Annotated in this window: 26 protein-coding genes; 10 read left to right on the top strand and 16 right to left on the bottom strand. The window is 64.2% G+C overall.

What is annotated here, in order from left to right; all coding sequences use genetic code 11:
* Positions 1–26: 26 nt before the first annotated feature.
* Positions 27–1,433 (bottom strand): hypothetical protein, encoded by a 1,407-nt coding sequence (locus FA743_RS15970; RefSeq protein ID WP_136887099.1) that lies wholly within the window; start codon positions 1,431–1,433, stop codon positions 27–29.
* A 1,013-nt stretch (positions 1,434–2,446) separates the two neighbouring features.
* A complete protein-coding gene (locus FA743_RS15960) occupies positions 2,447–3,466 on the bottom strand; it encodes a GlxA family transcriptional regulator (protein ID WP_136887097.1) in 1,020 nt (339 codons plus the stop codon).
* Positions 3,467–3,566: 100 nt separating this feature from the next.
* Between FA743_RS15960 and bcoG the strand changes: the two genes are divergently transcribed.
* From bcoG to FA743_RS15945, 3 genes are read left to right on the top strand one after another with little or no spacing between them, the layout of a single operon-like run.
* Positions 3,567–4,490 (top strand): 3-dehydrocarnitine:acetyl-CoA trimethylamine transferase BcoG, encoded by a 924-nt coding sequence (gene bcoG / locus FA743_RS15955; RefSeq protein ID WP_136887096.1) that lies wholly within the window; start codon positions 3,567–3,569, stop codon positions 4,488–4,490.
* Positions 4,487–5,905, top strand: a complete 1,419-nt coding sequence (locus tag FA743_RS15950; RefSeq protein WP_136887095.1) for a carnitine 3-dehydrogenase — start codon at positions 4,487–4,489, stop codon at positions 5,903–5,905. Before bcoG ends, FA743_RS15950 begins: the two co-directional genes overlap by 4 nt.
* Before the next feature lie 39 nt (positions 5,906–5,944).
* The gene (locus FA743_RS15945) at positions 5,945–6,934 is read left to right on the top strand and encodes a GlxA family transcriptional regulator (protein ID WP_136887094.1); all 990 of its coding nucleotides are present in this window, start codon (positions 5,945–5,947) and stop codon (positions 6,932–6,934) included.
* On the opposite strand, the gene choX is transcribed toward FA743_RS15945, so the two are convergent.
* A complete protein-coding gene (choX, locus tag FA743_RS15940; RefSeq protein WP_136887093.1) occupies positions 6,902–7,840 on the bottom strand; it encodes a choline ABC transporter substrate-binding protein in 939 nt (312 codons plus the stop codon). The genes FA743_RS15945 and choX overlap by 33 nt on opposite strands.
* A 375-nt stretch (positions 7,841–8,215) precedes the next feature.
* Positions 8,216–8,650 carry a VOC family protein gene (locus tag FA743_RS15935; RefSeq protein WP_136887092.1) on the bottom strand — a complete coding sequence of 145 codons (435 nt, stop codon included), beginning with the start codon at positions 8,648–8,650 and terminating at the stop codon, positions 8,216–8,218.
* 378 nt (positions 8,651–9,028) lie between these two features.
* Here FA743_RS15935 and FA743_RS15930 point away from each other — a divergent pair, with 378 nt between their 5' ends.
* Positions 9,029–9,865, top strand: a complete 837-nt coding sequence (locus tag FA743_RS15930; RefSeq protein WP_246054995.1) for an exonuclease domain-containing protein — start codon at positions 9,029–9,031, stop codon at positions 9,863–9,865.
* 117 nt (positions 9,866–9,982) lie between these two features.
* Positions 9,983–10,402, top strand: coding sequence for a pyridoxamine 5'-phosphate oxidase family protein (locus tag FA743_RS15925; RefSeq protein WP_211242297.1), 420 nt, complete (start codon positions 9,983–9,985; stop codon positions 10,400–10,402).
* A 209-nt stretch (positions 10,403–10,611) separates the two neighbouring features.
* Here the strand turns inward: FA743_RS15925 and FA743_RS15920 are convergent, their stop codons facing one another.
* The gene (locus FA743_RS15920; RefSeq protein WP_246054994.1) at positions 10,612–11,391 is read right to left on the bottom strand and encodes an SDR family oxidoreductase; all 780 of its coding nucleotides are present in this window, start codon (positions 11,389–11,391) and stop codon (positions 10,612–10,614) included.
* Positions 11,388–11,708, bottom strand: coding sequence for a nuclear transport factor 2 family protein (locus FA743_RS15915; protein ID WP_136887088.1), 321 nt, complete (start codon positions 11,706–11,708; stop codon positions 11,388–11,390). The genes FA743_RS15920 and FA743_RS15915 overlap by 4 nt, the downstream gene beginning before the upstream one ends.
* Positions 11,709–11,807: 99 nt before the next feature.
* On the opposite strand from FA743_RS15915, the gene FA743_RS15910 reads away from it, so the two are divergent.
* Positions 11,808–12,713: a LysR substrate-binding domain-containing protein gene (locus FA743_RS15910; protein WP_136887087.1), complete on the top strand. Its 906-nt coding sequence runs from the start codon at positions 11,808–11,810 to the stop codon at positions 12,711–12,713.
* A gap of 231 nt (positions 12,714–12,944) precedes the next feature.
* Here the strand turns inward: FA743_RS15910 and FA743_RS15905 are convergent, their stop codons facing one another.
* Positions 12,945–13,652: a helix-turn-helix transcriptional regulator gene (locus FA743_RS15905; RefSeq protein ID WP_425467198.1), complete on the bottom strand. Its 708-nt coding sequence runs from the start codon at positions 13,650–13,652 to the stop codon at positions 12,945–12,947.
* Between the two features lie 92 nt (positions 13,653–13,744).
* Here FA743_RS15905 and FA743_RS15900 point away from each other — a divergent pair, with 92 nt between their 5' ends.
* Entirely contained in the window at positions 13,745–14,308 is a 564-nt protein-coding gene (locus FA743_RS15900) for a glutathione S-transferase family protein (protein WP_136887085.1), read from the top strand.
* A gap of 72 nt (positions 14,309–14,380) precedes the next feature.
* On the opposite strand, the gene FA743_RS15895 is transcribed toward FA743_RS15900, so the two are convergent.
* Positions 14,381–15,265, bottom strand: coding sequence for a LysR family transcriptional regulator (locus FA743_RS15895; RefSeq protein ID WP_169308916.1), 885 nt, complete (start codon positions 15,263–15,265; stop codon positions 14,381–14,383).
* 436 nt (positions 15,266–15,701) lie between these two features.
* Positions 15,702–16,457 carry an SDR family NAD(P)-dependent oxidoreductase gene (locus tag FA743_RS15890; protein ID WP_136887083.1) on the bottom strand — a complete coding sequence of 252 codons (756 nt, stop codon included), beginning with the start codon at positions 16,455–16,457 and terminating at the stop codon, positions 15,702–15,704.
* A 171-nt stretch (positions 16,458–16,628) separates the two neighbouring features.
* Between FA743_RS15890 and FA743_RS15885 the strand changes: the two genes are divergently transcribed.
* Together FA743_RS15885 and FA743_RS15880 are read left to right on the top strand one after the other, a co-directional pair.
* Positions 16,629–17,504, top strand: a complete 876-nt coding sequence (locus FA743_RS15885; RefSeq protein ID WP_136887082.1) for an AraC family transcriptional regulator — start codon at positions 16,629–16,631, stop codon at positions 17,502–17,504.
* A gap of 293 nt (positions 17,505–17,797) precedes the next feature.
* A complete protein-coding gene (locus FA743_RS15880) occupies positions 17,798–18,730 on the top strand; it encodes a CAP domain-containing protein (RefSeq protein ID WP_169308915.1) in 933 nt (310 codons plus the stop codon).
* 14 nt (positions 18,731–18,744) lie between these two features.
* Here FA743_RS15880 and FA743_RS15875 read toward each other — a convergent pair whose 3' ends face one another.
* From FA743_RS15875 to FA743_RS15865, 3 genes are all read right to left on the bottom strand, one after another.
* Complete coding sequence (locus tag FA743_RS15875; protein WP_136887080.1) at positions 18,745–19,035, bottom strand: hypothetical protein; 291 nt, start codon at positions 19,033–19,035, stop codon at positions 18,745–18,747.
* A 257-nt stretch (positions 19,036–19,292) separates the two neighbouring features.
* The gene (locus FA743_RS15870; RefSeq protein ID WP_136887079.1) at positions 19,293–19,706 is read right to left on the bottom strand and encodes a DUF6220 domain-containing protein; all 414 of its coding nucleotides are present in this window, start codon (positions 19,704–19,706) and stop codon (positions 19,293–19,295) included.
* A 3-nt stretch (positions 19,707–19,709) separates the two neighbouring features.
* Positions 19,710–20,276: an NAD(P)H-dependent oxidoreductase gene (locus FA743_RS15865; RefSeq protein WP_136887078.1), complete on the bottom strand. Its 567-nt coding sequence runs from the start codon at positions 20,274–20,276 to the stop codon at positions 19,710–19,712.
* Positions 20,277–20,364: 88 nt separating this feature from the next.
* On the opposite strand from FA743_RS15865, the gene FA743_RS15860 reads away from it, so the two are divergent.
* Positions 20,365–21,252, top strand: coding sequence for a LysR family transcriptional regulator (locus FA743_RS15860; protein WP_136887077.1), 888 nt, complete (start codon positions 20,365–20,367; stop codon positions 21,250–21,252).
* 198 nt (positions 21,253–21,450) lie between these two features.
* Here FA743_RS15860 and FA743_RS15855 read toward each other — a convergent pair whose 3' ends face one another.
* The 4 genes from FA743_RS15855 to FA743_RS15840 are packed head-to-tail and all read right to left on the bottom strand — an operon-like array spanning position 21,451 to position 26,955.
* On the bottom strand, positions 21,451–22,710 hold the full coding sequence (locus tag FA743_RS15855; RefSeq protein ID WP_136887076.1) for a glycerate kinase type-2 family protein: 1,260 nt from the start codon (positions 22,708–22,710) through the stop codon (positions 21,451–21,453).
* A 7-nt stretch (positions 22,711–22,717) separates the two neighbouring features.
* Complete coding sequence (locus FA743_RS15850; RefSeq protein ID WP_211242295.1) at positions 22,718–23,794, bottom strand: tartrate dehydrogenase; 1,077 nt, start codon at positions 23,792–23,794, stop codon at positions 22,718–22,720.
* 15 nt (positions 23,795–23,809) lie between these two features.
* On the bottom strand, positions 23,810–24,880 hold the full coding sequence (locus FA743_RS15845; protein ID WP_136887075.1) for a tartrate dehydrogenase: 1,071 nt from the start codon (positions 24,878–24,880) through the stop codon (positions 23,810–23,812).
* A 44-nt stretch (positions 24,881–24,924) separates the two neighbouring features.
* Complete coding sequence (locus FA743_RS15840; protein WP_136887074.1) at positions 24,925–26,955, bottom strand: tripartite tricarboxylate transporter permease; 2,031 nt, start codon at positions 26,953–26,955, stop codon at positions 24,925–24,927.
* Between the last annotated feature and the right edge of the window lie 12 nt (positions 26,956–26,967).

Raw genomic sequence — 26,967 nt, 5'->3', positions numbered from 1 at the left:
CGGGTCAGCCCTAAAAGCTTCTACCGTCACAATATGATTGATAGCGTTAGCGCCCAGAGGGTCAGCGCGCTGCCGGCGACAAGCGCATATACGCCGTTCCAGCCGATGCCTGCCCGTTGAGGAGATACGTTGCCCAATGCAGCGGCGAGAAGCACGGATGCCGTGAAAGGGGAGGTCGCGCCGCTCAGTGCCCAGCCCCCGGTAATGGCGACAACAAGGGCAGCTGGTGGAATCCCCATTGTCTCGGGTGAGGGCAGAACTGGCACCAAAAGCGACACTGCGAGGATGGGGTTCATCCCCAACTGGCCCGTCATCGGAATGACCCAGACCATTGCGGCCACGATGACCCACGGCGGGACCGCTTGCAGATCAAGGCCGAGCCCCTGGACCAGCGGCACCAACAGGAAAGCCCCCAGGCTGCCAATGAAGCCCGCCATGAACAACAACACGATCTCGCCCCGATACGAGGGCAGTTCGCGCGTCACGAACTCGACCGAGCGATGACTGATGTGGCGGAGGCGGGTCTGCCCCTTCGGCGGCTGCTGCATGGCAATCCACAGCACCGCGACCACCGGCACCAGAGACATGACCGCGCCGATCACCTCAACCCCGGTCACGGCGTGCAACAGGGCGACCCCCAGCAGCACCACGCCTAGCAGCATCAGCAAGGGGCGCAGCTGCTCTGACCACTGACTGGTTTCGGACGCCGGCGCCAGCGCTGCTTTGCGCGGTTTGTAAAGCGCATCCAAGCCCCAGCCAATCACCAGCACCATCACGGCGCTGACGATCCCCGGCAGAGCCGCTGCCCCCCAGCTGGCCCCCGGCACGACCGACACGGTGATGATCATCGAAAACCCCAGGGGAGACCAGCAGAGGGTGGATGCAAAGCCACGCTGGATGGCGATCATCATGCGCCTTGTGCGCTGCAGACGCACCTCGCGGTCAGGCTCGCGCGCCGTGCTTTCGGTAGCCAGGGTTCCGAGCAACGAGATGGACCCATAGAGCAGGATCAACCCGAACAGATGCCCGCCGACCGTGAGAGCGCTATAGCGCAGCCCGGGTCGCTGGCGGGCCAGGAACCGCCCGCATTCAACGATTGCCGGCGAGGTCATGGCGGCGCTTCGGATCACACTCAGCGCCGTGAACAGCGCCATCACCATGGCTCCACGTTGCGCTGCAGTCGAAGTGGCGGCGAGCCAGTCCGTAGTGGTCAGCGCGGCCCAGATGACCAGCGCCATGCCGATCAGCACGAAGGCCACCCGCGACGCGCGGACACCGAAGCTGAAAATCGCGACGGCAACCACTGCCAGCCCCGAAGCTGCAACAGCAAAATAGGAAAGCCCGGTATACGCGTAGGCCACCATGAAGGCGGTCACCCCGGCAGGCAAAAGGCCTGCCCAGGAATAGGAAGGCGGGAACTGGAAAAGGGTCATGCGGGCTTTACGCTTTGGTATGTTGAGGGAAATATCAGGCAGTCGCGCTGGCCGGTCGACTGCTTTGTCCTGTGGCCCGTGTCCTCAATTTGGTTATCACACATATGCCACGCAGGTGTTTAAGGCAAAGCCGCGATTGGCCAGGGAGAAATCAATCTTTTGACTGATAAAGGCATCAATTCGCCTATCAAGGCCGTGACAGTCAAAAACCGGGACTTCAGCAGGTGCACCGCCTTGATATATTTACCTGTATAGCATGGCCCGTTTTTAGAGAGTGGAGGGCCAATGGAAGAAAATTGTCCGGGGTCCCGAAGCACCCCCATGACCTTAGTGCCGCCGGTCTAGGACTTCGGCCGTCCCGTCAGCACGGCACCAACTCCCAAGCGCATGTCGTCGCATAGGCCCCTAGATTCGTGTCATCAGCAACAACTTATGAGCGAGACAACCATGCCCAACCCTTTTGAAACCACCCCGGCTGCCGTCTTCCTACGCCGCCAGACCGAGCTTCTGGCGCACAAAAAGACGCACGCAGACGCAGATCGCGCATCAAGCGGGGTTTGTGAACGGCAACCTGATCTCGATGTTCAAGTCTGGCGCATCGAAGATCCCACTGGACCGTGTGCCCGCCCTCGCCCGCGCCTTGGAGACAGATCCAGGCTTCCTCATGTGCTTGGCGCGGGAGCAGGCTGTGGGACAGACAGCGTCCGTCGCGGTGCTGGAAGTGTTTGGGACGCCGACGACCATCAACGAACGTGCCTGACTGGACGAGATCCGCGATGCCTCAGGAAGCACAGATCCGAAGCTGACGACACGATCAAGAATGGCCCTACGCGCCATCTTCGGGAAGTAGGGAAGAATGCCATGGAATGGGCAGCTGTCGAAAGCTGCCCATTCCTCAACTCCCATATCTGGATCAAGCAGACCTACGGTCGGTCCCTGCCCGTTCCTGTTTTCCGAGTTAGAGCAATCACGGGACCACGGGACCACTTTTGAGCCTCTGCGGCGCTGATCGTCTACCACACTTCAAGCGAACTGACGTTACAGGATACCGGCTTGGGGTCTTGGGATTTCCTTTCTGCTTCGGTTACAGTCACCTGCTCCACATACTCGCAGGAACGCCTGCGCAGCTGCCCAATTGGATAACCAAAACGACGGCGAAAGGCCTTGCTCAGCGCAGGAGCGTCGCAATATCCGCAGCGCAGGGCGATGTCGTGCAGGCTCAGCTGGGTGGTGCGCGCCAGATCCTGCGCTCGCGCCAGTCTGAGCATCCGGTGGAACTGACCCGGCGACATGCCCAGATCAGCCTTGAACAGCCGGTCCATCTTGCTTGGTGACATGCCCCCCAGATTGGCGAGGCGGGACAGCGGGGCGGGTTCGTCGATCGTCTCGACCATATGGTCGAGGATGCTGCGCAGGCGGACGGGACCGGCCCGCGCCAGATCCGCTAGCCGGTCTGGCACATCGCCCTGCGGACGCGGATCGTCGCGCAGGAACATGGCCGAGGCGAGGAAGGCGTCTGCCTTACCAAAGCGCGTCCCGATCAGCGACAGCATCAGCGCCAGCGCATCCGAAGCACCACCGCAGGTCCAGACCCGGTCGGTGGCCACATGACCCACAGACATCACCCGGACCCGGGGGAACGCCTCGGCGAATTCGGGCAGAAGCGACCAGTGCAATGTCGCTTCGCGATCGTCGAGCAGCCCGGCGGCGGCGAGAATCCACGGTCCGGTATCCGCGCCGACGATCTGCAGGCTGTGGCGCGCCAGATCCGCGACCTGCCGCCGTGCAGGACCCTCGGCATGGGCGCGATGACCATAACCCGCCACGACGACCAGCAGATCGATCATGCCCGTCTGCCGTCGGTCGGGCGCCACCATCAACCCGCTGGAGGATCTGACCGGCCCGTCGCCCGCGGTCAGGATGTGCCACTCTAGATCCGCCCGCCCCCCATCTCGGACCGCGCGCAGGGGTTCCAGCAGACAGGACAGGACCATGTTCGAGAAGCCGTCAAACAGCAGAAAGGTGACGCGCATGGCGAAAGATGACAATCGAGGACAATCAGATGACTGACTAGGACAAGATGCAGGCCAGCAAAAGGTCTAACCTTGGCGCGTGACCCAATAGGAGCCCGCAATGCCGCTTGCCATGACCAAGGACGTCTTCATCACCTGCGCCGTGACCGGTTCCGGCGCAACGCAGGACCGATCGTCCCATGTGCCGCGCAGCCCGCGCCAGATCGCCGACAGCGCCATCGCCGCGGCCAGGGCGGGGGCGGCGGTCGTTCACTGCCACGTGCGCGACCCCGAGACCGGCGCACCCTCGCGCAGGCTGGATCTCTACCGCGAGCTGACCGATCGCATCCGCGACGCCGAAGTGGATGTTGTCCTGAACCTGACGGCGGGCATGGGCGGGGACATCGTCTTCGGCCCGACCGAGGCCCCGTTCCCCGTCAACGCGCAGGCTACCGACATGATCGGTGCAACCGAGCGGATGGCCCATATCGCCGAATGCCTGCCCGAGATCTGCACCCTCGATTGCGGCACGATGAACTTTGCCGAGGCCGATTACGTCATGACGAACACGCCGGGCATGCTGCGCGCCATGGGGGCAATGATGACAGCCCTCGGCGTCAAGCCCGAGATCGAGGCCTTCGACACCGGCCATCTGTGGTTCGCCAAACAGCTGGTCACTGAGGGCACGCTGACCGGCCCGGCGCTGGTGCAACTGTGCATGGGGGTGCCCTGGGGCGCGCCCAATGATCTGAACACCTTTCTGGCGATGGTGAACGCGGTGCCTGCGGATTGGTGCTGGTCGGCGTTCAGCCTGGGACGCGACCAGATGCCCTATGTCGCCGCCGCCGTGCTTGCGGGCGGCAACATCCGCGTTGGGCTGGAGGACAACCTGTGGCTGGGCAAGGGACAGCTGGCCACCAATGCCCAACTGGTCGAACGCGCGGTCACCATTACTGAGAACATGGGCGCCCGGATTATCGGCCCGCAGGCCGTGCGGGACCGGTTGGGGCTGATCAAACGCGCCCCCGCCGGGGTGGCGGCATGAAGGCCGCGATCATCGGCGGCGGCGTGATCGGTGGCGGATGGGCGGCCCGGTTCTTGCTGAACGGCTGGGACGTCGCGGTTGCGGATCCCGACCCGCAGGCGGAACGCAAGATCGCCGCGGTGCTGGACAATGCCCGACGAGCGCTGCCTGCACTTTATGATCGCGCCCTGCCCCACGAAGGGCGTCTGACCTTCCATGCCGATCTGGCCACGGCAGTCGCAGGTGCGGACTGGGTTCAGGAAAGCGTCCCCGAAGTCCTGGAGGTCAAGCACCGCATCCTGCCGATGATCGCGGCTGCGGCGGGGCCGCAGGCGATCATCGGGTCCTCCACCTCGGGTTTCAAGCCGTCCGAACTGAACGCGGCGGGCACGCATGCCATCGTCGCCCATCCGTTCAACCCGGTCTATCTGCTGCCGCTGGTCGAACTGGTGGGCGATACGGACACCTGCGCGCGCGCGGCGGATATCCTGCGCAGCATTGGCATGTATCCTCTGACCGTCCGCCACGAGATCGACGCCCATATCGCCGACCGCCTGCTGGAGGCCGTGTGGCGCGAGGCGCTGTGGCTGGTCAAGGACGGCATCGCCACAACCGCCGAGGTCGACGAGGCGATCCGCATGGGCTTTGGCATCCGCTGGGCGCAGATGGGCCTGTTCGAGACCTATCGCATCGCCGGCGGAGAGGCCGGGATGGCCCATTTCATGGCCCAGTTCGGCCCGGCCTTGTCCTGGCCCTGGACCAAGCTGATGGACGTGCCGGAATTCAACGACGAGCTGGTCGATCTGATCGCCTCGCAATCCGACGCGCAATCGGGCCACCTGTCCATCCGTGAACTGGAACGCCTGCGCGATGACAATGTGGTCGCGATGATCCGCGCTCTGCGCCGCACCGGCAGCGGAGCTGGGGGGGTGGTCACCGCCCACGAGGCCGCCCTGCCCGATGCAGGGGAAGGTGACGGCCTGCCCATCACCGCCATGCGGCAGGTTCCCGTCAGCTGGACCGACTATAACGGCCACATGAACGAGACGCATTACCTGGAGACGGCATCCTTGGCCACCGATCGCTTCATGCAGATGATCGGAGTTGATGCGGACTACATCGCGTCGGGCCGCAGCTATTTCACGGTCGAAAGCCATATCCGGCATCTGGACGAGGTGCATGCAGGTGATCGCCTGACAGTGACCACACAGGTGATGGCGGGTGCGGGCAAACGGCTGCATCTGTTCAACCGCCTGTGGCGCGATGACACTCTCACCGCCACGGTCGAGACGATGCTGCTGCACACCGACCTGTCCACCCGGCGCACCTCTGATCCGGATCCGGCAGTGGCAGCGCATCTGTCAGGCTGGGTTGACCGCCATGCCGGAATGCCGGCACCCGAGGGGGCGGGCAGGTCCGTCGGGCTGGGGCGGTGATATCGGCACTGGGCCAGATGCTGCGGAAATAAGGCGCGGATGGTTTTCCAGAAATCCGATCAGCCCCTGATGGCAACGATCCTGATCCTGCCCGACGCGTCCCTGATGAGCGTGGCCGCAACGCTGGACCCGATGCGCGCGGCCAACCGCATCTCGGGGCAGCAGCCTTATCGCTGGCGGGTCGTGTCGATCGACGGCCAGCCTGTCCGCACGAGCTGCGGGCTGGCCCTGCAGGTCGATGGTCCGCTGGCCGCGCAGGGCGACTGCGACCTGCTGATCGTGGTCGCCGCCTTCAATGTTACGCACCATGTCACACCCGCGCTGTTGGCGACCTTGCGTCAGGCCGCACGGCACGCCCGCATGGTCGGCGGCATCGAGGCCGGCAGCTGGGTGCTGGCCATGGCCGGACTGCTGGATCATCGCCGCGCCACAACCCATTGGGAGGATCTGGAGGATTTTGCCGCCCGCTTTCCACAGATCCGCGTGATCCCGGACCGGTGGGTGGTGGATGGGCCGATCTTCACCACGGGGGGAGCCGCCCCGGCTCTGGATTTCATGCTGGCCCTGATCCGGGCGCGGCAGGGGACAGGCGCGGCGCTGAATGTCGCCAGCGTCTATGTCTATGACGAGGTGCATCTGCCGACCGACGCGCAGCCCCTTGTCTCGCTTGGCCGCCACAGCCATCTGGACCGGCGCTTAGCACCGGTCGTCGCCCTCATGGAACAGCATCTCGACACCCCGCTGTCGATCCGCGAGATCGCCGGCCGGACAGGATGTTCGACCCGCACCCTGGAGGGTCTTTTCCGCGATCTGGTCCAGACCTCGCCGGCGGCCTATTACCTGACCTTACGCCTACAACTGGCCCGCAGATTGGTTGCGGATACCAACCTGCCCATGGCCGATATCGCCGTGCGCACGGGGTTCTCATCCATCGCTTCGCTGTCGCGCGCCTTCCGGCGGCGGTTCGGGCAGCCGCCGACGGCTGCCCGGCGCGGATCAAAGATCCAGGGCGGTCGTCACGGCGGCTAGTCCCGGCTGGCCGTCAAAGGTCGTGACGTCCGCCAGCCAGCCGTCCAGCACGGCGGGATTTTCGGTCAGCCAGCGCGTGGCCGCATCGCGGGGTTCCAACCCCTCATCGAGAATGTAGGACATCATGATATCCTCTGCCTCGACGGTGAAAGCCAGATTGGACAGGAAAGCGCCCAGATTGGGACAGTCGGCGGACAGACCCTTGCGGGTGTTCGTCAGCACGGTCGCCTCGCCATCGTTGGGCCCGAACATGTCGTCGCCATCGGTCAGGTATTCCAGATCATAGCGCACGTTCATCGGGTGCGGACGCCAGCCAAAGAACAGGATCGCGTCCTCCGATCCGATGGCGCGCTGAACTTGCGCCAACATGCCCTGTTCACTGGATTCGACCAGCTCGAACTCGCCCAGACCAAAGCTGTCCTCTTCGATCATCTTCAGGATCGTGGTGTTGGCACTGCTGCCCGCCTCGATGCCATAGATCTGCCCGCCCAGCTGGTCCTGGAATGCGGCGATATCGGCATAGGTCTTCAGCCCCGCGTCATATGCGGCCTTGGGCACAGCAAAGCCGATCAATGCCCCTTCCAGGTTGGGGCGGATCACCTCGATATCGCCGGCATCAACCAGGGGCTTCTGCTGCGGCTCCTGCAACGGCATCCAATTGCCCAGAAAGATGTCCGTGTCGCCTTGTCTTAGCGATTCAAACGTCACCGCCACCGACAGAATTTGAATTTCAGGGGTGTATCCCAACCCTTCCAGAACGATTGCTGCGGCACTGGTCGTTGCTGTGATGTCCGTCCAACCAACGTCCGAAAAGCTTGGGGCCCGGCATGCCTCGGCCTCGGCCGCATGGACGGGTGACAGCGTCGTGGCCGAGACGAGAGTTGCGAAAACGATTGTGCGCTTCATTCTTTCTTTCCTCCGATGGGGATGGGCCGCAAATGCAGCAAGAGTAGAGCATCCCTTTCATCTGGCTTAGCACAGGACGAAGCAAACTTGTCCCGTTGCGCAAAGACGGGCTGATTTCATGCTGACGGCCAGCGGCTGGCGACACTCGCGCGTCGACTAAAAATAGGACAGCTGTAAAAGCAAGGCGTGGTCCCGTGGACATAGGATAGCGTCTATGGGAGCAGGTCAGCCGAAGGACCAGGAGAAGGGGCAGACAGCAAAAGTAAAGTCAGCCGTCTCGGCGACCTGAAGCCGACAGACACCTTGTAAGCACGCAGTCGTCATTTTCCCGATGGTAGCTGCTCGGATTGGATTGGCTGCAAGATGAAAGGCCTTTCACGACTCGAATTCGACCGTTACCGAGGGCGCGCTTCGGGCAGCCGGGCCGTGATAGACCGCCTCGATATTGTTTCCGGCAGGATCCAGGAGGAAGGCGCCGTAGTATTGCGGGTGATACGGCCGTAAGCCGGGCGCGCCATTGTCGCACCCCCCTGCGGCCACGCCTGCCGCGTGGAAGGCATCCACAATCTCGCGACTGGCTGCCTGAAATGCAAGATGGTGCCGCCCAGTCGGCACGCCTGCCGCCGCCTCGCTCCCAAGGGTCGAGACGAACAGCTCATCGGCCCAGAAATAGTCGTCACCTGAGCCGCCGATCGGCACATTCAGCACTTGAAGCACCGCACTGTAGAAGCGCAAGGCGTCGGGATAGTCCTCGACCACCAGATGCAGATGATCGATGAGACGTCCGCGATGCAGCATCATGGTTTCCATTGGGGTCCTCCCTTGACGGTGAGCATAAGACAACGGGCAGTGACGCTAGTGGGGCATTGATCTTCGCAGAATAAGCTTCGGAGAAGGTCTGGGCTGCTAACCTCCATCCGCATGCCCATCAAGACTATCGAGCCGCGCAAACAAGTGTCTCACCTTGGCAACGTCTTCGGTTAGAATGCAGCAAGTTTGGTGGAGTGAATTTGAATGGGGTTGTTTGACTGGCTTCTCGGACGCAGCTCTGAGCCGCAGCGTCGCGATCCGCGACGGGCGGAGGGTTTTGAACCATCCTCGTCTCGATCCGTCCCAGCCTCTGCCAGATTGTCCTTTGGCCATACAGACCAAGTCCCCCAGGGACGCTTTCGCTTCATCGCGTTGGACGTGGAAACAGCATGCAGCGATGCCGCAAGCATCTGCGAGATCGGGCTGGCCTGCGTGCAACCCGATGACGAGATCCAGACATTCTCGATGCTGATCAATCCCCGCAGCCGGTTCGATCCCTTCAACATCCGGCTCCATGGCATCGGTCCGGACCATGTCGCAGAGGCACCCGGGTTTGCGGACGCCTTGGAGGTTCTGCTGCCACTGCTGACGCAGCACCATCTTGTCCAGCACAGCAATTTCGACAGGCAGGCGGTGACTGCCGCCTGCAGGTCCTGCGGCATCGACATGCCCGACCTACGGTGGAGCGACAGCGTCATGATCGCAAGGCGGGCCTGGCCCGAGCTGAAGGGCAATGGCGGGCACGGGTTGGCCAACCTCAAGAGGACGCTGAACCTGAGGTTCCACCACCATGACGCGGGCGAGGACGCCCGCGCAGCTGCAATGGTCGTGCAGCACGCCGAGCGCCATCTTGGTCTTTCCTTCGACGACCTGATCAAGCCTGCCAGCAAAAAGACCCATGCGCCCGCGATCACCACGGCGGGAAACCCGTCAGGGCCCTTGGCCGGTTCCACCGTGGTTTTCACAGGCGCGCTTGTGCTATCCCGGACCGAGGCCGCCGAATTGGCGGCCCGGGCCGGGATGTCTGTCAAGGCCAGCGTGACCAAGCAGACCACTCACCTTGTCGTCGGGGATCAGGATTTGTCCCTGCTTGCCGGACATGTGCAAAGCAGCAAGCACCGAAAAGCCGAAGACATGCAGGCTGTCGGCCACCCCATCCAGATCATTGGCGAAAGCAACTTTCGAAAGCTCGTCGCACACCGCGACACCGTCTGAACCCCTACACGGGCGTGCTCGTTGGAGCGCGCAACAAAACCCATGAGGTCGGCGTTCGGAACGGTATGCATCTGTAACTCTTAGGGGGGAACCATGGCCGGCAGGACAATCCAAGACTTGGCAAAGGCAATGGGCAAGATCGACTTTGCCATGCTGACCACCCGGACCGAGGGCGGGCAATTGGCCACACGCCCGATGAGCAACAACAGCGAGGTCGAGTGGGACGGTGACAGCTATTACTTCACCTATGAGGACACGCGCACCGTCAGCGACATCGAGCGCGACCATCATGTCGCGCTGTCCTTCCAGGGTCGCGCGGGCATCCTGGGCGCGCCGCCTCTATTCGTGGCCGTCGAGGGCGAGGCCAGCCTTATCCGCGACAAGGCGGCCTTCGCCGACCATTGGTCCCCCGATATCGACCGGTGGTTCCCCGACGGGATCGACACGCAGGGCATGGCACTGATCAAGGTTCACGCCGTTCGCGTCCACTATTGGGACGGCGAGGAAGAGGGTGAGGTCGAGCCTTCAAAGGCCTGAATCCATTGTCGCAATGGCCGGCGGGGATTGATATCCAAACGGTCCCAGCCTCGCCCTTGTTGACTGACGCCTTCGATGAGGAGGTGGATGGCATGTTTCGCTTGTGTTCGGCCCATAGCGGACGCTCAGCCTGCGTCAGTTGCAGCCTCGCAGTTTCTCCAGATCGGACATTTGCGCTGGTAGCAGCGAACAACAGGATGCAGCGGTCGCTACGCCGTCGGCACCGTCCCTCCATCGATCACATATTCCGTGCCGGTGATGGACGCGGCGCGGTCTGAGGCCAGGAAGGCGATCAGGTTGGCAATTTCGTCTGGCTTCGACGGGCGGCCGATGGGGATGCCGCCAAGCCTGTCCATGATGATCCGGCGGCCCCCGTCCAGATCCGTGCCCGCATCGGCCGCCACGCGTTCCGCCAGCCGTATCGAGGCCACGGTCTCCATCCAGCCCGGGGCCACGCGGACCACGCGCACGCCTTTGGGTGAGACCTCCTTGGACAGGCTCTTGCTGTAGACCGACAGTGCGACCTTGGCGGCGGCATAGGCGGTTGTCGCCTCGGGCAGTGGCAGGCGGGCTTGGATCGAGGTGACATGGATCACCACGCCCGCCCCCTGTATAATCATGCCCGGCACCAACGCGCGGTCCAGCCGCAGTGCGGGCAGCAGGTTCAGGGCCAACTCGGCCTGCCATTCCAGATCGCCCAGGGCCGCGAAGCCGCCGCCGGGGGCGGAGGAGCCGCCCAGCATGTGGACGATGATGTCGGTGCCACCCATCCGGTCCTGCACGGTGTTGGCGACAGCCTCGCATCCTTCCGGCGTGGTCAGATCGGCAGCGACGAACAGCGCCTCCGGCAGGTCGACAGACTTGCGCGCCGTGATCAGAACCTGTGCGCCCAGCTCGCGGAACAGCGCCACGGTGGCCGCGCCTGCGCCCTGCGTGCCGCCGGTGATCAGGGCGCGCTTGCCCTTCAGCGTCAGGAAATCCGACATCATCCGATCTCCAGATCGGTGATGCGGTCGCCGGCCAAGCCGAAGGTAAAACTCAGCACCGCAGGGCTGCCGGGGAAATCACCGGTCACAGTCGCCCGGACGATGGTCTTTCCTCCAGCCTGCTCCAAGCCGATCGGCTCGGCATGGTGGCGATATTTCGCCTTTGCGGCCAGCCACCAGTCGCGGATCGCCTGGGTGCCACGATGGTCGTGGCCCTCATCATGGACGATGGCATCGGGGGCGAAGACGGCGGCAAGGGCGTCGCCATCCTGTGGCGCGCGGGCGGTAAAATAGGTCTGGATAGGAGGGGGCAATTGCATGAGATCGGTCCTTTCGTTTCTGATGCGTTCAACATAGCCCTGGACCACCGTGTGGATAATCAGGACAAACCGGCATCTGACGATGACAGGATCGGGACAATGGACAACGGGCTGATGAGGTTGGAGGCGGTTCTGGCCATCGCGCGGCGCGGATCGTTCCGGGCGGCGGCGTTGGATCTGGGCATGTCCACCACCGCGCTGTCGCACAGCATTGCGCGGCTGGAGGCCAGCCTCGGCGTGCGCCTGTTCAACCGCACCACGCGCAGCGTCTCGCTGAGCGATGCCGGGCGCGCCTTCGTCGATCGCATCGCCCCCGCCGTCGCCGAGATCCGCGGCGCGATGGAGGCGGTGCAGTCGCAGCGCCAGACACCGTCGGGGGTGCTGCGCATCAACGCCTCGGTCCAGGCGGGACGCGAGATTGCGCCGCTGGTCCTGTCCTTCCTGCGCCGATACCCCGACATGGCTGTCGATCTGGTCACCGAGGGACGGCTGGTCGACATCGTGGCCGAGGGCTTCGATCTGGGCCTCCGCCCCGCCGATCTGGTGCCCCGGGACATGATCGCGCTGCCCCTTGGGCGACCGCAGCGCTATGCCGTCGTGGCCTCGCCGGATTGGGTTGCGGCCCATGGCATGCCGCTGAGCCCCGCCGACCTGCCGCTGATGGATTGCTTCCGCGTGCGGTTGCCGAACGGCGCGCTGTTCCGCTGGGCCTTCGAGCGGGCCGGAGAGGTGATCCAGCTCGAGGCCCAGGGCCGCCTGACCCTGGACGAGGCGGCCATCGCCCGCACGGCCGTCCTGGACGGTGCCGGCATCGGGTTCTTCATCGAGCAGGACGTAGCCGAGGACATCGCTGCCGGGCGGCTGACCCGCCTGCTGGCCGACTGGACCCCGCCCCGCCCGGGCTTCAGCCTGTATTACCCCGGCAGGCGCAACCCGTCGGCGGGATTTGCGGCGTTCCTCGCCATGGTCAGAGACGCGGCTGCCCGAGATGCGACGATCGGCTGATGAGCCAGAGAACGGCTCATAGTCGCCCTCCGGCCATTGAAGATCGTTGCAATGCGATTTTCTTGATCCGGCCGCGCATGCCTGCTGCAGCAATTCTCACCGGACGATGCTTCTGATGGGGACAGAGTTACAATAACCGACAGGTGGATCGCGAGATGAGGTGCCGACCGCACCCTGTTCATTTCGTCTCCTCGGCGCCACTTTGCCTTTAAAAGGGCGCTGAAGGTCAGGCTACGACTGGCACGGTGCATCCTGGCTGGTCCTGGGATCCTGCTTTTTATCCATCCTTTGCGCTGTAAATCTGCGGAGAAGTTCTGCCCGGCGTGGCCGGAAGCTTGTTCCGCCTGGACGCAAAGCCTCGATGCGGGCAACATGGAAGAAACGATAGTCCTGCCGCGCCTGGCAAAGGGCCAGCAGCAGCAGCGCCTCGGGACTATAGGACATGGAAATCGGCCAGATCTCGCGTTCGGTCATCTGGTCCTTCAGATCGCGATAGCGAATCCACAGGCTGGTCTCGTCCCAGCAGGCCTGCCGCAGCAGGTCCATGTCGACCACCACATCGGGACGCATGTCGGTCGGACGCCAGGTCCGCATGACGCTGTGCATCGCCTGCCGGGCCTGACGATCCGGCAGGGTCGCGATGATCCGCGCCACCGCATCGCCGCCCGCCCGCGCCAGCGTCGCGTCGCCAAGATGGCGCAGGCTGCCGATCGCCAACATCAAAGCCTCGATCTCCAGTTGCGAGAAACTCTGCGGCGGCAGGACGGCGTCTTCGGTCAGCGCATATCCAACCCCCGCCGCGCCATCGATCAAGGCTCCGCCTGCCCGAAGCGTGGCAATGTCGCGGTAAAGCTGCCGGCGTGAGATCTCCGTTTCCTCGGCCAGCCGCGCGGCAGTCACCGGGGCGGGCAGCCGCCGCAGCGCAGTCATGAGGCGCATCAGCCTGTCCTGTCGTGCCATCTTGCTGCTGCCTCGTTCTGTCAGGAGCCCCAAGCTATGTCAGGTGCATCCAGATCTGAAGGAAATCCGTGATGCCCGTTCTTTATCATGCGCCACAATCGCGTTCCGACACCATCGCGACCCTTGTCCGGATGCTGGAGGCCAATGTCGAGATCCGCGAGGTCTCGATCCCGCGCCAGGATGGTTCCGGCCAGCCCGACCCGGCAAATCCGCACCCGGAGAAGAAGGTCCCCTATCTTGTCGATGGCGCCGAGACGCTGCGCGAGCGCGGGGCGATCATCGTGTATCTGACCGATGCCTATCCAGACGCCAAGCTCGGCCCTTTGCCCGGCGAAGTGGGACGCGGCGCCTATCTGTCGTGGCTGTTCTACTATCAGGGCGTGATGGAGCCGCTGATCCTGCTGCACTGGGCGCAATTGAGCCATCCCGCGGTCACCGCCTCGCTCCGCGACATCGACACGATGACGGCGCGGTTGACCGAGGCGCTTGATCCGGGGCCGTATCTGCTGGGGGACCGGTTCACCGCGGCGGACATGCTGTGCAGCTCGCCGTTTCATTGGTTTCCGGACCTGATGCCCGAGGCGCCGGCGATCCGGGATTGGGTCGCCCGGTGTGCGGAACGCATGCAGCCGTGATGTCCGTGCCAAGGCCCCGGCGGTGTGGGCGGGGCCTTGGCACGGTGCGATGATCGGACCTTGCTGCGATCGCTATGCGGATGCACTTCCCCGCATGGGCCGGTCTCCGGCCAGCAAGGGGCCATTGTCCTGATAGATCTTCGTCAATCGCTCGATCAGCCGGCGTATTGGGGATCTGTGGCGGTCGTCGTCATGCATCACCAGATACTGCTGTTCAGTCAGCTCCTCGATGATCGGGCCGATACGCGCCAGCGACGAATCACAATCTCCGATCATGCAGGGCATGACACCGATGCCTGCGCCAGACCTTACAAGCTCATGAACCGTGGCGATCGAATTTGCCAGAACGCTGATCCCATGTCCCTGATCGTGCAGCCATCGGACCGCGGCATGTTTGGCATGGGCCGGATCGATCCCCACCCACCCCAGCAGATCGGGGTTGCCGACGCTCCAACTCCGGTAAGGGGCGAAACGCAGGATGCCCAGGCTGAGCGAGGCCAGATTGCCTCCCTCGGCGGGACGATTGCGGATACCCAGATCGACTTCCCGATGCGCGATGTCCAGCACCGCTTCCGTCGTCACGAAGTTCAGCCGGAAGCCGTCGCTGGATCGGTTCAGCAGGCTGAACTTGTCCGCCAGGAAATGCGCCGTCGCCGTGCCTGCGGACAGGCGGATCAATGGCGTTTCTCGTCGCGCGTGCAGGATTTCCTGCACCGGAATTGAACAGGAATGCATGACGCGGACCCGGTCATGCAGCGCCTTTCCCGCCGGGGTCAGGCTGTATCCGATCTGTGACCGATGGAACAAGGCCTGTCCCGCGCGCTGCTCCAAAGCGAGCATGCGGCGCCCGACGGTGGGAGGGCTGAGCCCCGTCAACCGCCCGGCCGCACTCAGGCCCCCGCTTTCGGCAACATGGAAGAAAACCTCCAGATCCGCCCAAGACAGTTTGTCATTCATGAAAAATATCCTGCACAATACAGCGTATTCCGAGCACGCAGCTTGCTCCATCCTTTCATCAAGGAACAGATGGGGATGACATGCTTCCAGTTTTGCGACCACGCCCGATGACTGGTTTGTCTGAAGAGGACTTCTACGCGCTCGGACGGACGTCGGTCTTCAACAGGATCTTGTCAGCGTGGTTTCCGCCATCCGGACACCGGTCGACAGGCACAGTGGGTCACCCACCAGCACCAAGCTCGAATGGTGCTCTCCCAGAGCGCGGCGCAGGTTCGGGATGAGGTGCTTACCGGCGCCGCCAGCGCTGTCGACCCGCAGCGTCGCGATATCTACTGGCGGAGAGGCTGTTCCAACGAGTCAGATGACCCCCGCGCAGCAGCCTGCAATGGGGTGAAGGCAGGCCAGCGCTTTGCCGCGCTGACCCGGGACCGTGCCTTCAGATCGCCTGACCGCCCGAGACTTCGATCCGCTGCCCCGTGACCCACCGATTGTCGTCGGACAGCAGGCTTGCCACCATCGTACCGATATCGTCTGGCAGGCCCACGCGGCCAAGCGCGGTCATTCCCGCGTAAAGCGCGTTCACATCGGCGTTGTCGCGCACGATCCCGCCCCCGAAATCCGTCTCGATGGCGCCAGGGGCCACGGTGTTGACCGCGATGCCGCGAGGCCCCAGCTCTTTCGCCAGATAGCGCGTTAGCACCTCGACAGCCCCCTTGGCCGCGGCATAGGCCGAGAAACCCTCTGCGGAGAACCGCGTCAGGCCGGTCGAGAAATTCACGATCCGCCCGCCATCCGCGATCAGCGGCAGCAAGGCCTGTGTCAGGAAGTAGACCCCTTTCACATGCACGTTGAACAGCCCGTCAAACTGCGCCTCGGTGGTTTCGGCAAAGGGGGTGAACTCGCCATGCCCAGCATTGTTTATCAGATGGTCGAAGCTGTCGCGCCCCCAGACATCCTGCAAGCAGCGCTGCAGCGCCGCGGCAAAGGACGGGAGTTCCGATAGCTTCGACACATCAAGCTGAAGCGCCACAGCCTTGCGGCCAAGCGCTTCGATGTCCCTGACGACCTCATTGGCTTGGGCGGCATTGCCGCGATAGGCGACGACGACATCGCCGCCACGGCGGGCGATGGACAGGGCGGTGTTGCGGCCAAGGCCTCGGTTGGCGCCGGTGACCAGTGCGATCTTGCTCATGTCTTGTTCCTTCTCTTCAGCAGATGAGACAGAAGATGGGGCATGACGACTGACTTATGTTGCCTGTTCCTCGGCCTCTCTTGCCTGTTTCGGTGAAATCCGGCGGGACGACTTGTGCATAGGGCACTAGGCTTGCCTGATACTGTAAGCCTCGTCCCTCGGAGTCCGTCGATGCCCAGCCTTCTCCCCCTTGTCCGCCGCCACGCTGACGCCCATGCGGACCGCTTCGGTCTTGCACCGACCCCGTTTCGGGGCTTGGGCGTGATGCGTCAGCTCTCGCCCGGCGAATTGCAGGTGGCTGTGCAAAAGCCGCTCGTCGCGATCTGTCTTCAGGGTCGCAAGCGGGTGACGATGGGCACGACCCGCTTCGACTATGGCGCGGGAGAGGCGCTGGTGATCACCGCCGATGTGCCCACGGTCAGCGAGATCATCGAGGCGAGCCCCGCAGCCCCCTATTACGCGCTGGCGCTGGAACTGGACCCGGCCCTGTTGCGCGAACTTGCGGTGGAGGCGGATCTGGGTGCTAGCGACAGGGCCCCGGTCAGGATCGAGCCTGCCGATCCGGATGTGACGGATGCCGCTTGGCGGCTGATGCGCCTTCTGGACCGGCCCACCGCGCAGCCGGTCTTGGGCGAGGCCCTTCTGCGCGAGATGCATTACTGGCTGCTGACAGGCCGTCATGGCGCCGCGATCCGGGCGCTTGGTGCGGTCGACAGTCATGCCCATAGTATCGCCCGCGCAGTCGCCCTGATCCGCCAGGAATACGCAAACACCCTGCGCGTCACCGATCTGGCTAAACTGGCTGGGATGAGCGAATCCTCCTTCCACCAGCATTTCCGCGCGATCACCACCCTCTCGCCCTTGCAGTTCCAGAAGCAGTTGCGGCTCATCGAGGCGCGCCGCCGGATGCTGGCACAGGGGGCCGCGATCGGCCATGCCGCCCATGCCGTCGGATATGAGAGCGTGCCGCAGTTCACGCGCGATTATGCCCGCCTGTTCGGCTCGCCACCGGGTCGAGATATGCGGGAGGCCAGGATCAGCGCGTGAGGTGCATGGCTGACGAGGACCAGGAAGCACAGCATTGCTGCCAAGTCCGTCGAACTGAGTGCCATGCTAAGGCGGTAAGAAAATTCGGTCCATAGCCGCCCGTCGTCCTCCGTTTGATGGTGCAGTGCAGCGTCACGGGACCGGCCTCGACGCAGGCGCACCTGCCAGTCTCGCGGCATTCCCACGTGTCGCCAGAGCGGCGGACACGGGGCGCTTCTTAGGAAGTGACACGCGTCCGGTGCAACCCTGCCTGCCGCGCACCGTTCGTCTCCCGGACAACAGGAGGAACCACCTTGCGACGCCACCCAGTGCTGACCCCCATCATCCTTGTCAACGTTCTGACCTGGCCCCTTGCCTCCCCCGCCCTTTCGCAGGAAGCGGACAACTTGGCCGAGCTGCGAGAGGCAGCACTGGAGCGAACCAACGCCTCGCGCGAGGAGGCGGACCTTGGTGCCCTCACGCGCAGCGACGTGCTGGATGACGCAGCGCAAGGTCATGCCGCGGACATGCTGGAGCGGAACTTCTATGACCACGTCTCGCCGGAAGGGGAGACACCGTTCGACCGCTTCCTTGCCGCGGGCGGCAACAGCTGGGCCGTCAGCGGCGAAAACATCGCCACCTGCACCGGCTGCGCGGCACCGCCGGACGTCGATCGCGTGGACGCCTTCCACGACGGCTGGATGCAGAGCCCGGGGCATCGCGAGAACATCCTGTCCGACGGCTTTGACAGCTTCGGCTTTGGGATCGCCGGTGCAGGCAGCACTGTCTACGCGGTTCAGACGTTCTCCGGCCCCGGCGCGAATGAGGCGGGCGCCGGTCCGGCGCTCGGCCCCGGAGACATTGCCGAAACTGCGGTTCGGCAGATCAACGATGCTCGCACTGACGCCAGCCTGGCGCCGCTCGAACACGATGTCGATCTGGACGAGGCCGCGGCACGTGTTCTGGAGCATCTGGCACGAGACGCAGAAGAGCTTCCCGGGAACATCTTCGATCTGCTGCCAGAGAGTTCGACGGGCTGGACCAGCCTGAGCGTGCAATCTGCGATGATCGGCGGATCGGGCGCCTCGGTCACCGAAGGGGATCTTTCCACGATCGGTTCGGACTGGAGGCAGGCCGCGACCCAAGGCGATGTTTTGGGCGGCTCGACTGCGTCTCACATAGGCTTCGCCGCAGAGGCTGCGGGCGGCGGGCGGCTGACGGCCGTGGCATTGTTCGGCGGGAAATAGCACCGCGCGCCGTGTCAGATGAGAAGGCCGAATGCCATCCCGATGCCCAGTCCGAGGGGTAGCCCGACCACGATGCCCCTGAAGAACAGGCAGCAGGGGCAGGACGTGTGAAAATATTGCATGAGGCGTGACGTCCAGTGCTTGGGGGTATCGCACCAGGACGGAAGCAAGACCCGGCTGCCCCAGGCCATGACGTTGGAAAGCCAGTTGTCCTCCCAATCTCCGGTGCCGCCATCAAGCTCCTCTGCGTCCGGCTCGGCGGCGGTATCCGGGGTCTCCGGTCGAAATCGAAACGGATTGATCATCAGTTACCTTGCTGGGCAAAACGCGGGGTGCTCCTCAGGGATGAGGTTCCGGACCCGCCCTTGAACGCGGGGCACGGCTGCAAGTTGCGACATCGCGCAGCTTTGGAGGGGCGGCATCGGGCTCTGCTGCAAAAATGGCCTGTCGGTCCTGCAGGGCTCGGACGGCGGCAGCCTCGCGCCGACAGGTCGGCGCGGCGCGACGACACCCCGCCACACGGCCCATCTTCCGGTTTGGTGCCCGTCGACCGGGCCCGGGATCAGGCTCCATCCGGATGGTGTCGGGCACAACGACGCTCGACCTTGGCCAGCAGGGTCAGGCTGGCGGTCAGCAGCAACGCAGCGTTGAGCGGATGGAGGGACAGAGGCAGCGGGTTCGCCCCGGCGGCCAGCGCGACTTGCGCGAGGTAAAGCGCAAGGGTCAGCCCCGCCCACAAGCCGAAGCCGCGCAGCCGGATCACCAAGGCTGCGCCACCGGCAAGGGCGAGGACAGGAACGGCCAGCGCGCCGCCCATGGCGCCGTGCAGCGCCCATATCTCCGCGTCGCGAAACAGCGCGGTTCCGGCGCTGAGGAATTGGATGAAGATGCCAACGGGCAGAGCGCGCGCTGCCAAGGTGAACCACAGGGGCGTGCCTGCGCCCGGATCCGTGAAGGTGTCATGCGTCCCGCCCATCGCTCAGGCCGCCTTCCGGGCGGAGGCGTTGGTCCAACGGATCAGCGCCGCGCAGTAGTCGGCGGCTATGGCGTCCAGCTCCCCCTGGGTCAGCCTGTCGGCGCGATAGACCACGAAGGGCTCGGCCCAGACCAGCCCGCAGCGATGCGCGGTCGTGCGCAGCGGCGCCAGCAGATCGGCCATCGGCATGAGATTGGCCCCACCATGGCTGTAGGCCTCGGGCGTGTTGCCCGCCGTGGTGGCGATCATCAGGGGCGTGCCCTCCAGGTGGCGCCCCTCGGCTTCATACGCCAGATAGAACATCCGCGTCAGCACGGCGTCCTGCCACGCCTTCAGCAGCGGCGGGGTGGAATACCACTGCATCGGGAACTGCAGCACGATCCGGTCGGCGGCCAGCAAGCGCGCGGCCTCGGCTACTCCATCGCGGGACAGATCGAACCCGTCCGGGGCGACGGCGGTCATGTCCACCACCTCGACCCCGGGCAGGGTGGCTGCGGCGCCAGCCAAGGCGCGATTGGCCTTGGACCGGGTCAGGTCGGGATGAAACAGCAGGATGAGGGTCTTGGTCATCGTCGTCTCCTTGGTCGGAATGACCGGACGATGCCGCCACTGAGAAAATTACACCAATCGATTAAAGATCTGGTCTATTATCACCTTCATGAATTTACGCGCGCTTGACCTGAACCTGCTGGTGATCCTCGATGCGCTGCTGGACGAGGCGCATGTCAGCCGGGCCGCCGATCGGCTGGGGCTGTCGCAGCCGGCGGCCTCGGCCGCGCTGCAACGCTGCCGACACCTGTTCCGCGATCAACTGCTGGAGCGGGGGCGCGGCACCATGCGGCTGACCGCCAAGGCGCAAGCCCTGCGCGCGCCGCTGAAATCGCTGCTGGCCGGTGTCACTGATCTGGTCGATCCGCCCGAGTTGCCGCTGGCAGAGATCCGCCAGTGCCTGCGGATTTCCATGGCGGATTATCCGGCGCTGTTCGTGACCGGCCCGCTGCAGCGTGCCTTAACCGAGACAGCCCCGGGCATCGACCTGGTGATCCAGCCCTGGCACGGCGCGGGGGCCGCGAAGGCCGCGCTGATGGACGGCAGCACCGACATCGCCATCTCGGTCTTCCCGGACGACGACCCGGGCATCCAGCGCGACGAGCTGCTGTCCGAGCATTATCTCATCGCCCTGCGCCCCGGGCATCCGGCAATCCCCGGCTTCGACCTCGACCGCTGGCTCGCCTGGCCGCATATCCTGGTGTCGGGCAGGGGCGAGGCGCAAAGTCCGCTGGACGCCGTGCTGGCCCGCCTCGGACGGTTCCGCCGCGTGGGGCTGGTGGTGCCGAGTTTCGGCATGGTGCCCGACCTGCTGCGCGGCTCCGACATGATCGCGATGCTGCCGTCCCGGGTGATGGCCGCGGCAAGTGACCTGGTCGCCCTGCCCACCCCGATCCCGGTCGCAGGCTTTCCCCTTCATCTTGCCTGGCATCGGCGCCGCTCAAAGGACCGCGCGCTGCAGCATGTTGCCGCGATCCTGACCGGAGCGCTGACATAAACTGCGTGAGACTGTCGGCCCATACCGGCCGAACGCCTACTATCGCCCTCTGCCTCCCGCTTCCCAAAACCGGACACTGATGCCTATCGCAACCATCTAAGCCTTGGCAGCATCTTTGGTGCGGGACTAAGCTATCGCTCGTCCACTCATACGACCAGGTGAGACGATCTTCCTCATGGGAATTTGTCAGTTGAGGCGTTAGAGGACCAAAATCGCTCTAAAATCGTTGACATTCGTCAGCGTTGGGCCCGTTCGGATCAGAGAACCTAACGCATCGAAAAAGCTGTAGCTGTCGTGAGCCGCCAAAAATTTACGTGGGTCCACGCCTACCGCATGGGCCTGATCAAGGGTGGTGGGAGAAATCATGGCCCCTGCCGCATCCTCCGTTCCGTCGATGCCGTCAGTGTCCACGGCAAGTGCATAAATGCCCGGATGTCCGTCCAATGTCTGCGCCAGCGCCAATAGAAACTCGGTATTGCGCCCGCCCCGCCCCGGACTGGAGGCCCCGAAGGACACCGTGCCCTCACCTCCCGATAATAGAACGGCCGGCGCCCTCACAGGCATGCCATGCGCTGCCACGGCACGCGCAATCCCTCCCATGACGATCCCCATCTGTGCTGCTTCGCCTTCCAGCGCATCGCCCAGAATAAGCGGCGTGACCCCTGACCGACTAGCGATCTCGGCCGCCGCTTCCAGCGATATCTGCGGTGCAGCAATTAATCGGTAATCAGCTAGGAATGCAGCCTGCGGCGCGGCGGGTTTCAAAAGCATTTCACGCGCCGCAGCGGGCAATGTCGGACCTAGCATCGCGGCCAGATGGGACAGGTCGCGTGTCGCGCTCGGGTCTGGCACCGTTGGGCCCGACGCGATGTCGGCAGGATCGTCCCCCGGCACATCAGAAATCGCCAACGTGACCACTCGAGCGGGCATAGCCGCCCGGGCTAGGCCGCCACCTTTCACCCACGAGAGGCGGCGACGAACACGGTTCATCTCCCCGATGGCAAGGCCAGAGGCCAACAGCAGGCGGTTCACCGCGACCTTGTCCGCCAAAGTCAGAGGATCGCGTGGCAGGCTCAGCAAGGCCGAACCACCACCCGAAATCAGGACAAGCACCAGATCCTCACGCCCCGCCTCCTCGACAACGCGCAAGATCTCGGTTGCGGCGTCAAATCCCGCTTGATCGGGCACCGGGTGCGAGGCCTCTCGCACGGTGATGTGGTCCGTGGGGACGGAGTGGCCATATCGGGTAACTACAACGCCCGACAGGTCGACGTTCGGCCAGGCCAGTTCCACCGCCCTCGCCATGGCAGCGGCGGATTTGCCCGCCCCCACCACGATGCAACGGCCTTTCGGCTTTTCCGGCAGATGTCGAGCGAGAGCCTCGGCAGGGTCCGCCGCCGCTATGGCTGCCTCCATCATCCGAAGAAGCAGGTTCCGGATACCATCGTCGTCCCACATCGCCGCCTCAGATATTCTCGCCGCGAATGGCGTCGCAGACAGCGTCCGTAACCTGCTGGGTCGTGGCGTCGCCACCAACGTCGGGGGTCATCACCCGGTCAGCGCAGACCTTTTCCACCGCGCGCATCAGTCGTGCAGCGGCCGCCGTTTCCCCCAGATGTTCCAGCATCTGCGCGGCGGTCCAGAACGTGGCAACCGGGTTGGCGATGCCTTTTCCGGTGATATCAAATGCAGATCCGTGGATCGGTTCGAACATCGACGGATAGCGGCGCTCGGGGTCGATGTTGGCGGTGGGAGCAACCCCTAGACTGCCTGCCAGGGCACCGGCCAGATCCGAAAGGATGTCGGCATGCAGGTTCGTCGCCACGATGGTATCGAGACTGCGCGGATCCTTTACCATTCGCACGGTCATCGCATCGACTAGCATCTTGTCCCACGTTACATCTGGAAACTCCTTCGAGACCTCGGCTGCGATCTCGTCCCACATCACCATGCCGAACCGCTGAGCGTTCGATTTGGTGACCACGGTCAGGAACTTGCGCGGTCGGGCCTGCGCCAGCCGGAAGGCATAGCGCATGATCCGCGTGACCCCCACGCGGGTGAAGATCGCCACTTCGGTGCCCACCTCTTCGGGCATCCCCTTATGGGCGCGCCCGCCATGGCCGGAATATTCACCCTCGGAGTTTTCCCGCACGATGACCCAATCCAGATCGCCTGGCCCGACATTCGATAAGGGCGAGGAAATTCCCGGCATGATTTTTGTCGGTCGGACATTCGCATATTGATCGAAACCCTGACAGATCGGCAGGCGCAATCCCCAAAGGGTAATATGGTCCGGAACGTCGGGGGCCCCCACGGCGCCGAAGAAGATCGCATCGAAGGCTTTCAGCTGGTCAAGCCCGTCCTCCGGCATAAGGGCGCCGGTTCTCTTATATCGGTCCGAACTCCAATCGAACTCGGTCACATCGACGGTGAACCCGCCATCACGCCGTGCCAGTGCCTCAAGTGCCTGAAGGCCGGCAGCGATGACCTCGGGGCCGATGCCGTCGGCGGGAATGGCTGCAATCCTGTAGGTCTTCATCATCTGTCTCCTCGTCTTTCAGGCCAGCGCGTCGGCGACGGCCTGCCCGCAGGTGCGGGTGTCGGCCGAACCGCCCAGATCGCGAGTGCGCAACGCAGGTTCGGCCAGCACGCGTTCGATGGCGGCCACGATGCCAGCCGCAGCCTGGGGATGGCCCAGATGTTCCAGCATCATCGCCCCGGCCCAGATCTGTCCTACAGGATTGGCGATGCCCTGCCCGGCGATGTCGGGAGCCGATCCGTGGACTGGCTCGAACAAGGATGGGAACAGCCGTTCGGGGTTGATATTGCCCGAGGGGGCAATGCCGATCGTGCCGGTGCAAGCCGGTCCCAGATCCGACAGGATGTCCCCGAACAGGTTCGAGGCGACGACCACGTCAAACCGGTCCGGATGCAGCACGAACAGCGCGGTCAGGATGTCTATGTGATACTTGTCCACCGCCACGTCGGGATAGGCTATTGCCATCTCAACCACGCGTTCGTCCCAATATGGCATGGTGATGGAAATGCCGTTCGATTTGGTGGCCGAGGTCAGCCGCCCGCTGCGCTTTTGCGCCAGGTCGAAGGCAAAGCGTAGGATGCGGTCCACGCCGGTGCGGGTCATCACTGTTTCCTGCATTACGATCTCGCGGTCGGTGCCCGGGAACATCTTGCCGCCGATCGAGGAATACTCGCCCTCGGTATTCTCGCGCACGATCATCATGTCGATGTCGCCGGGCCCCCGCCCGGCCAGCGGCGAGGTCACGCCGGGCATCAGGCGCGCGGGGCGCAGGCTGACATATTGATCGAACTCGCGCCGGAACTGGATCAGCGACCCCCAAAGAGAGATATGGTCCGGCACCTGATCGGGCATGCCCACGGCCCCGAAGAAGATCGCGTCATGCCCGCCGATCTGCGCCTTCCAGTCGTCTGGCATCATCTGGCCATGCTGCGCGAAGTAATCGCAGGACGAGAACGCGAAGTCGTCGAAACGCAGGTTCAACCCATAGCGCGTGGCAGCGGCCTCCAGCACCCGGATGCCCTCGGGCATGACTTCGGTGCCGATGCCGTCACCGGCGATGACGGCGATCCGTGCGTGGTTGGGGTTCATGTCAGCCTCATCTTATTGGATCGCCGCAGTGACGATCGGGTTTGTCAGAAAAGCAGCCCAGCAGGCATGCGCAGCATGAGCAGCCGTGACATCAGCAGCCAGAACGCGCCCACCACCCCCACGGCGATCACCGTGCGGCGCACCCAGACCGCCATCGGCTGGCGGTCATGTTCAGCCACGACCATCATCGTCAGAAAGGCGATCAACCCGGAGGCCGCAAAGCCCAGCAGCGGAATGGCCAGCACCCAAAGCCCGAAGATGGCGCCCAGAACGGTGCGCCGCCGCGCGGTCGCCGCCGGTTCGGGCGGAGTCGCACGGACCCCGCGTCCGGTCAGGGCAAGCACACCCATCAACAGCGACAGCGCGATCAGCAGGATAGATATGGCGCGGGGAAAAACCGATCCCATCGCGCTCATCCCGCCCGTATCCATCAGGGCAAGGGCGCCGACCGCGATGAACATCACCGCCGCGACCAGCGCGCCCGTGTCGGGGACGCGGGCGGCGGGAAGGGCCCGGACCGGGGCGACGACCGTCTCGGCCGGATGCCCCTCGGCCCCGATGGCGATCTCGGTCAGCGGACGGGTGTTTTTCCGCTTGGCCCGCCATTCGGCATAGAATGGATAGCACAGCGACAGCAGCGCTGCCGCGATGATGCCGATGCTGATGGGACGCCCGAAATACATGCCGGTCAGATTGCCGCTGGCATTGCCGATCAGATAGGTCTGCACGAACCCCTGTTCCGCGATCTGCCCCAGCACCAGCCCCAGCACGATGGGAGAGGCCTGAAACCCATACCGGTTCAGCACCCATCCCAGAACGCCCAATCCGAACATGACCTGCACATCATGGACGCTGGAGTGAATCGCGAACGATCCCACCACGGTCAGGAACGCGATGGTCGGCACCAGCAGCGATTTCGGGAACGAGATGATCGAACGATAGGCATAGCGCCCGATCAGCAGCCCGGCGGGCAGCATCAGCACGGTGGCGATCAGCAGGCCGAAGATGAAGGTATAGACGATATCGGCCTCGCCCGTGAACAGTTGCGGGCCGATCTGGATCCCCTGAACCAACAGCGCGCCCAGGATGATCGCATCGGGCGGCGTGCCCGGGATGCCCAGCACCAGCGTGGGAATGAAGCCGCCGCCGACGGTAGCGTTGTTGGCGGCCTCGGTCGCGATGACGCCATCGGGTTCGCCCTTGCCGAAATTGGCCGAGCGGGGGGATGACCGCCGCGCCTCGGTATAGCTGACCAGACCGGCGATCGAGCCGCCCGCGCCCGGCAGAATGCCCACCACGGTGCCGATCACCGACGACCGCACCACGTTGAACCGCGAGGCCCAGGCAATCCCGCCCGCCTCGCGCAGACGATAGCCCTTGTCGCTGTCGGGCACCTTAAGATGTGCGGCCCGAGTCGCGACCAGATCCAGAATGACCGGCACGCAATAAAGACCGATTAGCGCCGACACGACGTCGATCCCGCCCAGGAAGGACGGTAGGTTTCCGGTCAGGCGCACATCCCCGCCGACGACGGCCACGCCGACCATCGACAAGAGCAGGCCGATGCAGGCGCCGATCAGACCCTTCAGAGTGTTGCCCACGGACAGGGCCGCGATCAGCGTCAAACCAAATACCGCCAGCCAGAAATATTCCGGCGGACCAAAGGCCAATGCGACCCGGGCCAGCGGAGGGGCCAGAAACAACAAAGCCAGCGCACCGATCAGGCCGCCGCAGACGGATGCCAGCGTGGCCAGCGTCACCGCCAGCCCGCCATCGCCCCGCTGCGCCATCGGATAGCCGTCAAAGGTCGTGGCGATGGATGAGGGCGTTCCGGGCGTGTTCACCAGAATGGCGGCGAAGGCGCCCCCATAGATGGCCCCGGTATAGATCGCGCCAAGCGCGATCAGGCCCGAGGCCGGTTCCATGGCAAAGGTGAATGGCACCAGAACAGCCACCGCCATCGTCGCGGACAGCCCCGGCAGCGCGCCGATGATCGTCCCCAGAACGACCCCCGCCAGCGCCAGTCCAAGGTTCAGAGGGGTCAGCGCATTCAGGAAATAGCCGAGCAGTTCCATCCACCTGCCTCC

This window comes from Paracoccus gahaiensis, assembly GCF_005048225.1.
Lineage (GTDB): Bacteria > Pseudomonadota > Alphaproteobacteria > Rhodobacterales > Rhodobacteraceae > Paracoccus > Paracoccus gahaiensis.
Note: the sequence above shows the minus strand (reverse complement) of the source record. Positions and strands in the feature narration are given on the sequence as shown.

What these genes read in the sequence shown, in the direction of transcription:
- FA743_RS15885 (WP_136887082.1), top strand. Translation starts at nt 16,629, where the DNA reads ATGCCCAGCCTTCTCCCCCTTGTCCGCCGCCACGCTGACGCCCATGCG.
- FA743_RS15950 (WP_136887095.1), top strand. Translation starts at nt 4,487, where the DNA reads ATGAAGGCCGCGATCATCGGCGGCGGCGTGATCGGTGGCGGATGGGCG.
- FA743_RS15910 (WP_136887087.1), top strand. Translation starts at nt 11,808, where the DNA reads ATGGACAACGGGCTGATGAGGTTGGAGGCGGTTCTGGCCATCGCGCGG.
- FA743_RS15845 (WP_136887075.1), bottom strand. Translation starts at nt 24,880, where the DNA reads ATGAACCCCAACCACGCACGGATCGCCGTCATCGCCGGTGACGGCATC.
- FA743_RS15855 (WP_136887076.1), bottom strand. Translation starts at nt 22,710, where the DNA reads ATGTGGGACGACGATGGTATCCGGAACCTGCTTCTTCGGATGATGGAG.
- FA743_RS15890 (WP_136887083.1), bottom strand. Translation starts at nt 16,457, where the DNA reads ATGAGCAAGATCGCACTGGTCACCGGCGCCAACCGAGGCCTTGGCCGC.
- FA743_RS15935 (WP_136887092.1), bottom strand. Translation starts at nt 8,650, where the DNA reads ATGGAAACCATGATGCTGCATCGCGGACGTCTCATCGATCATCTGCAT.
- FA743_RS15865 (WP_136887078.1), bottom strand. Translation starts at nt 20,276, where the DNA reads ATGACCAAGACCCTCATCCTGCTGTTTCATCCCGACCTGACCCGGTCC.
- FA743_RS15900 (WP_136887085.1), top strand. Translation starts at nt 13,745, where the DNA reads ATGCCCGTTCTTTATCATGCGCCACAATCGCGTTCCGACACCATCGCG.
- FA743_RS15960 (WP_136887097.1), bottom strand. Translation starts at nt 3,466, where the DNA reads ATGCGCGTCACCTTTCTGCTGTTTGACGGCTTCTCGAACATGGTCCTG.
- FA743_RS15915 (WP_136887088.1), bottom strand. Translation starts at nt 11,708, where the DNA reads ATGCAATTGCCCCCTCCTATCCAGACCTATTTTACCGCCCGCGCGCCA.
- choX (WP_136887093.1), bottom strand. Translation starts at nt 7,840, where the DNA reads ATGAAGCGCACAATCGTTTTCGCAACTCTCGTCTCGGCCACGACGCTG.
- FA743_RS15905 (WP_425467198.1), bottom strand. Translation starts at nt 13,652, where the DNA reads ATGCGCCTCATGACTGCGCTGCGGCGGCTGCCCGCCCCGGTGACTGCC.
- FA743_RS15945 (WP_136887094.1), top strand. Translation starts at nt 5,945, where the DNA reads ATGGTTTTCCAGAAATCCGATCAGCCCCTGATGGCAACGATCCTGATC.
- FA743_RS15920 (WP_246054994.1), bottom strand. Translation starts at nt 11,391, where the DNA reads ATGATGTCGGATTTCCTGACGCTGAAGGGCAAGCGCGCCCTGATCACC.
- FA743_RS15970 (WP_136887099.1), bottom strand. Translation starts at nt 1,433, where the DNA reads ATGACCCTTTTCCAGTTCCCGCCTTCCTATTCCTGGGCAGGCCTTTTG.
- FA743_RS15870 (WP_136887079.1), bottom strand. Translation starts at nt 19,706, where the DNA reads ATGGGCGGGACGCATGACACCTTCACGGATCCGGGCGCAGGCACGCCC.
- FA743_RS15895 (WP_169308916.1), bottom strand. Translation starts at nt 15,265, where the DNA reads ATGAATGACAAACTGTCTTGGGCGGATCTGGAGGTTTTCTTCCATGTT.
- FA743_RS15840 (WP_136887074.1), bottom strand. Translation starts at nt 26,955, where the DNA reads ATGGAACTGCTCGGCTATTTCCTGAATGCGCTGACCCCTCTGAACCTT.
- FA743_RS15875 (WP_136887080.1), bottom strand. Translation starts at nt 19,035, where the DNA reads ATGATCAATCCGTTTCGATTTCGACCGGAGACCCCGGATACCGCCGCC.
- FA743_RS15860 (WP_136887077.1), top strand. Translation starts at nt 20,365, where the DNA reads ATGAATTTACGCGCGCTTGACCTGAACCTGCTGGTGATCCTCGATGCG.
- bcoG (WP_136887096.1), top strand. Translation starts at nt 3,567, where the DNA reads ATGCCGCTTGCCATGACCAAGGACGTCTTCATCACCTGCGCCGTGACC.
- FA743_RS15850 (WP_211242295.1), bottom strand. Translation starts at nt 23,794, where the DNA reads ATGATGAAGACCTACAGGATTGCAGCCATTCCCGCCGACGGCATCGGC.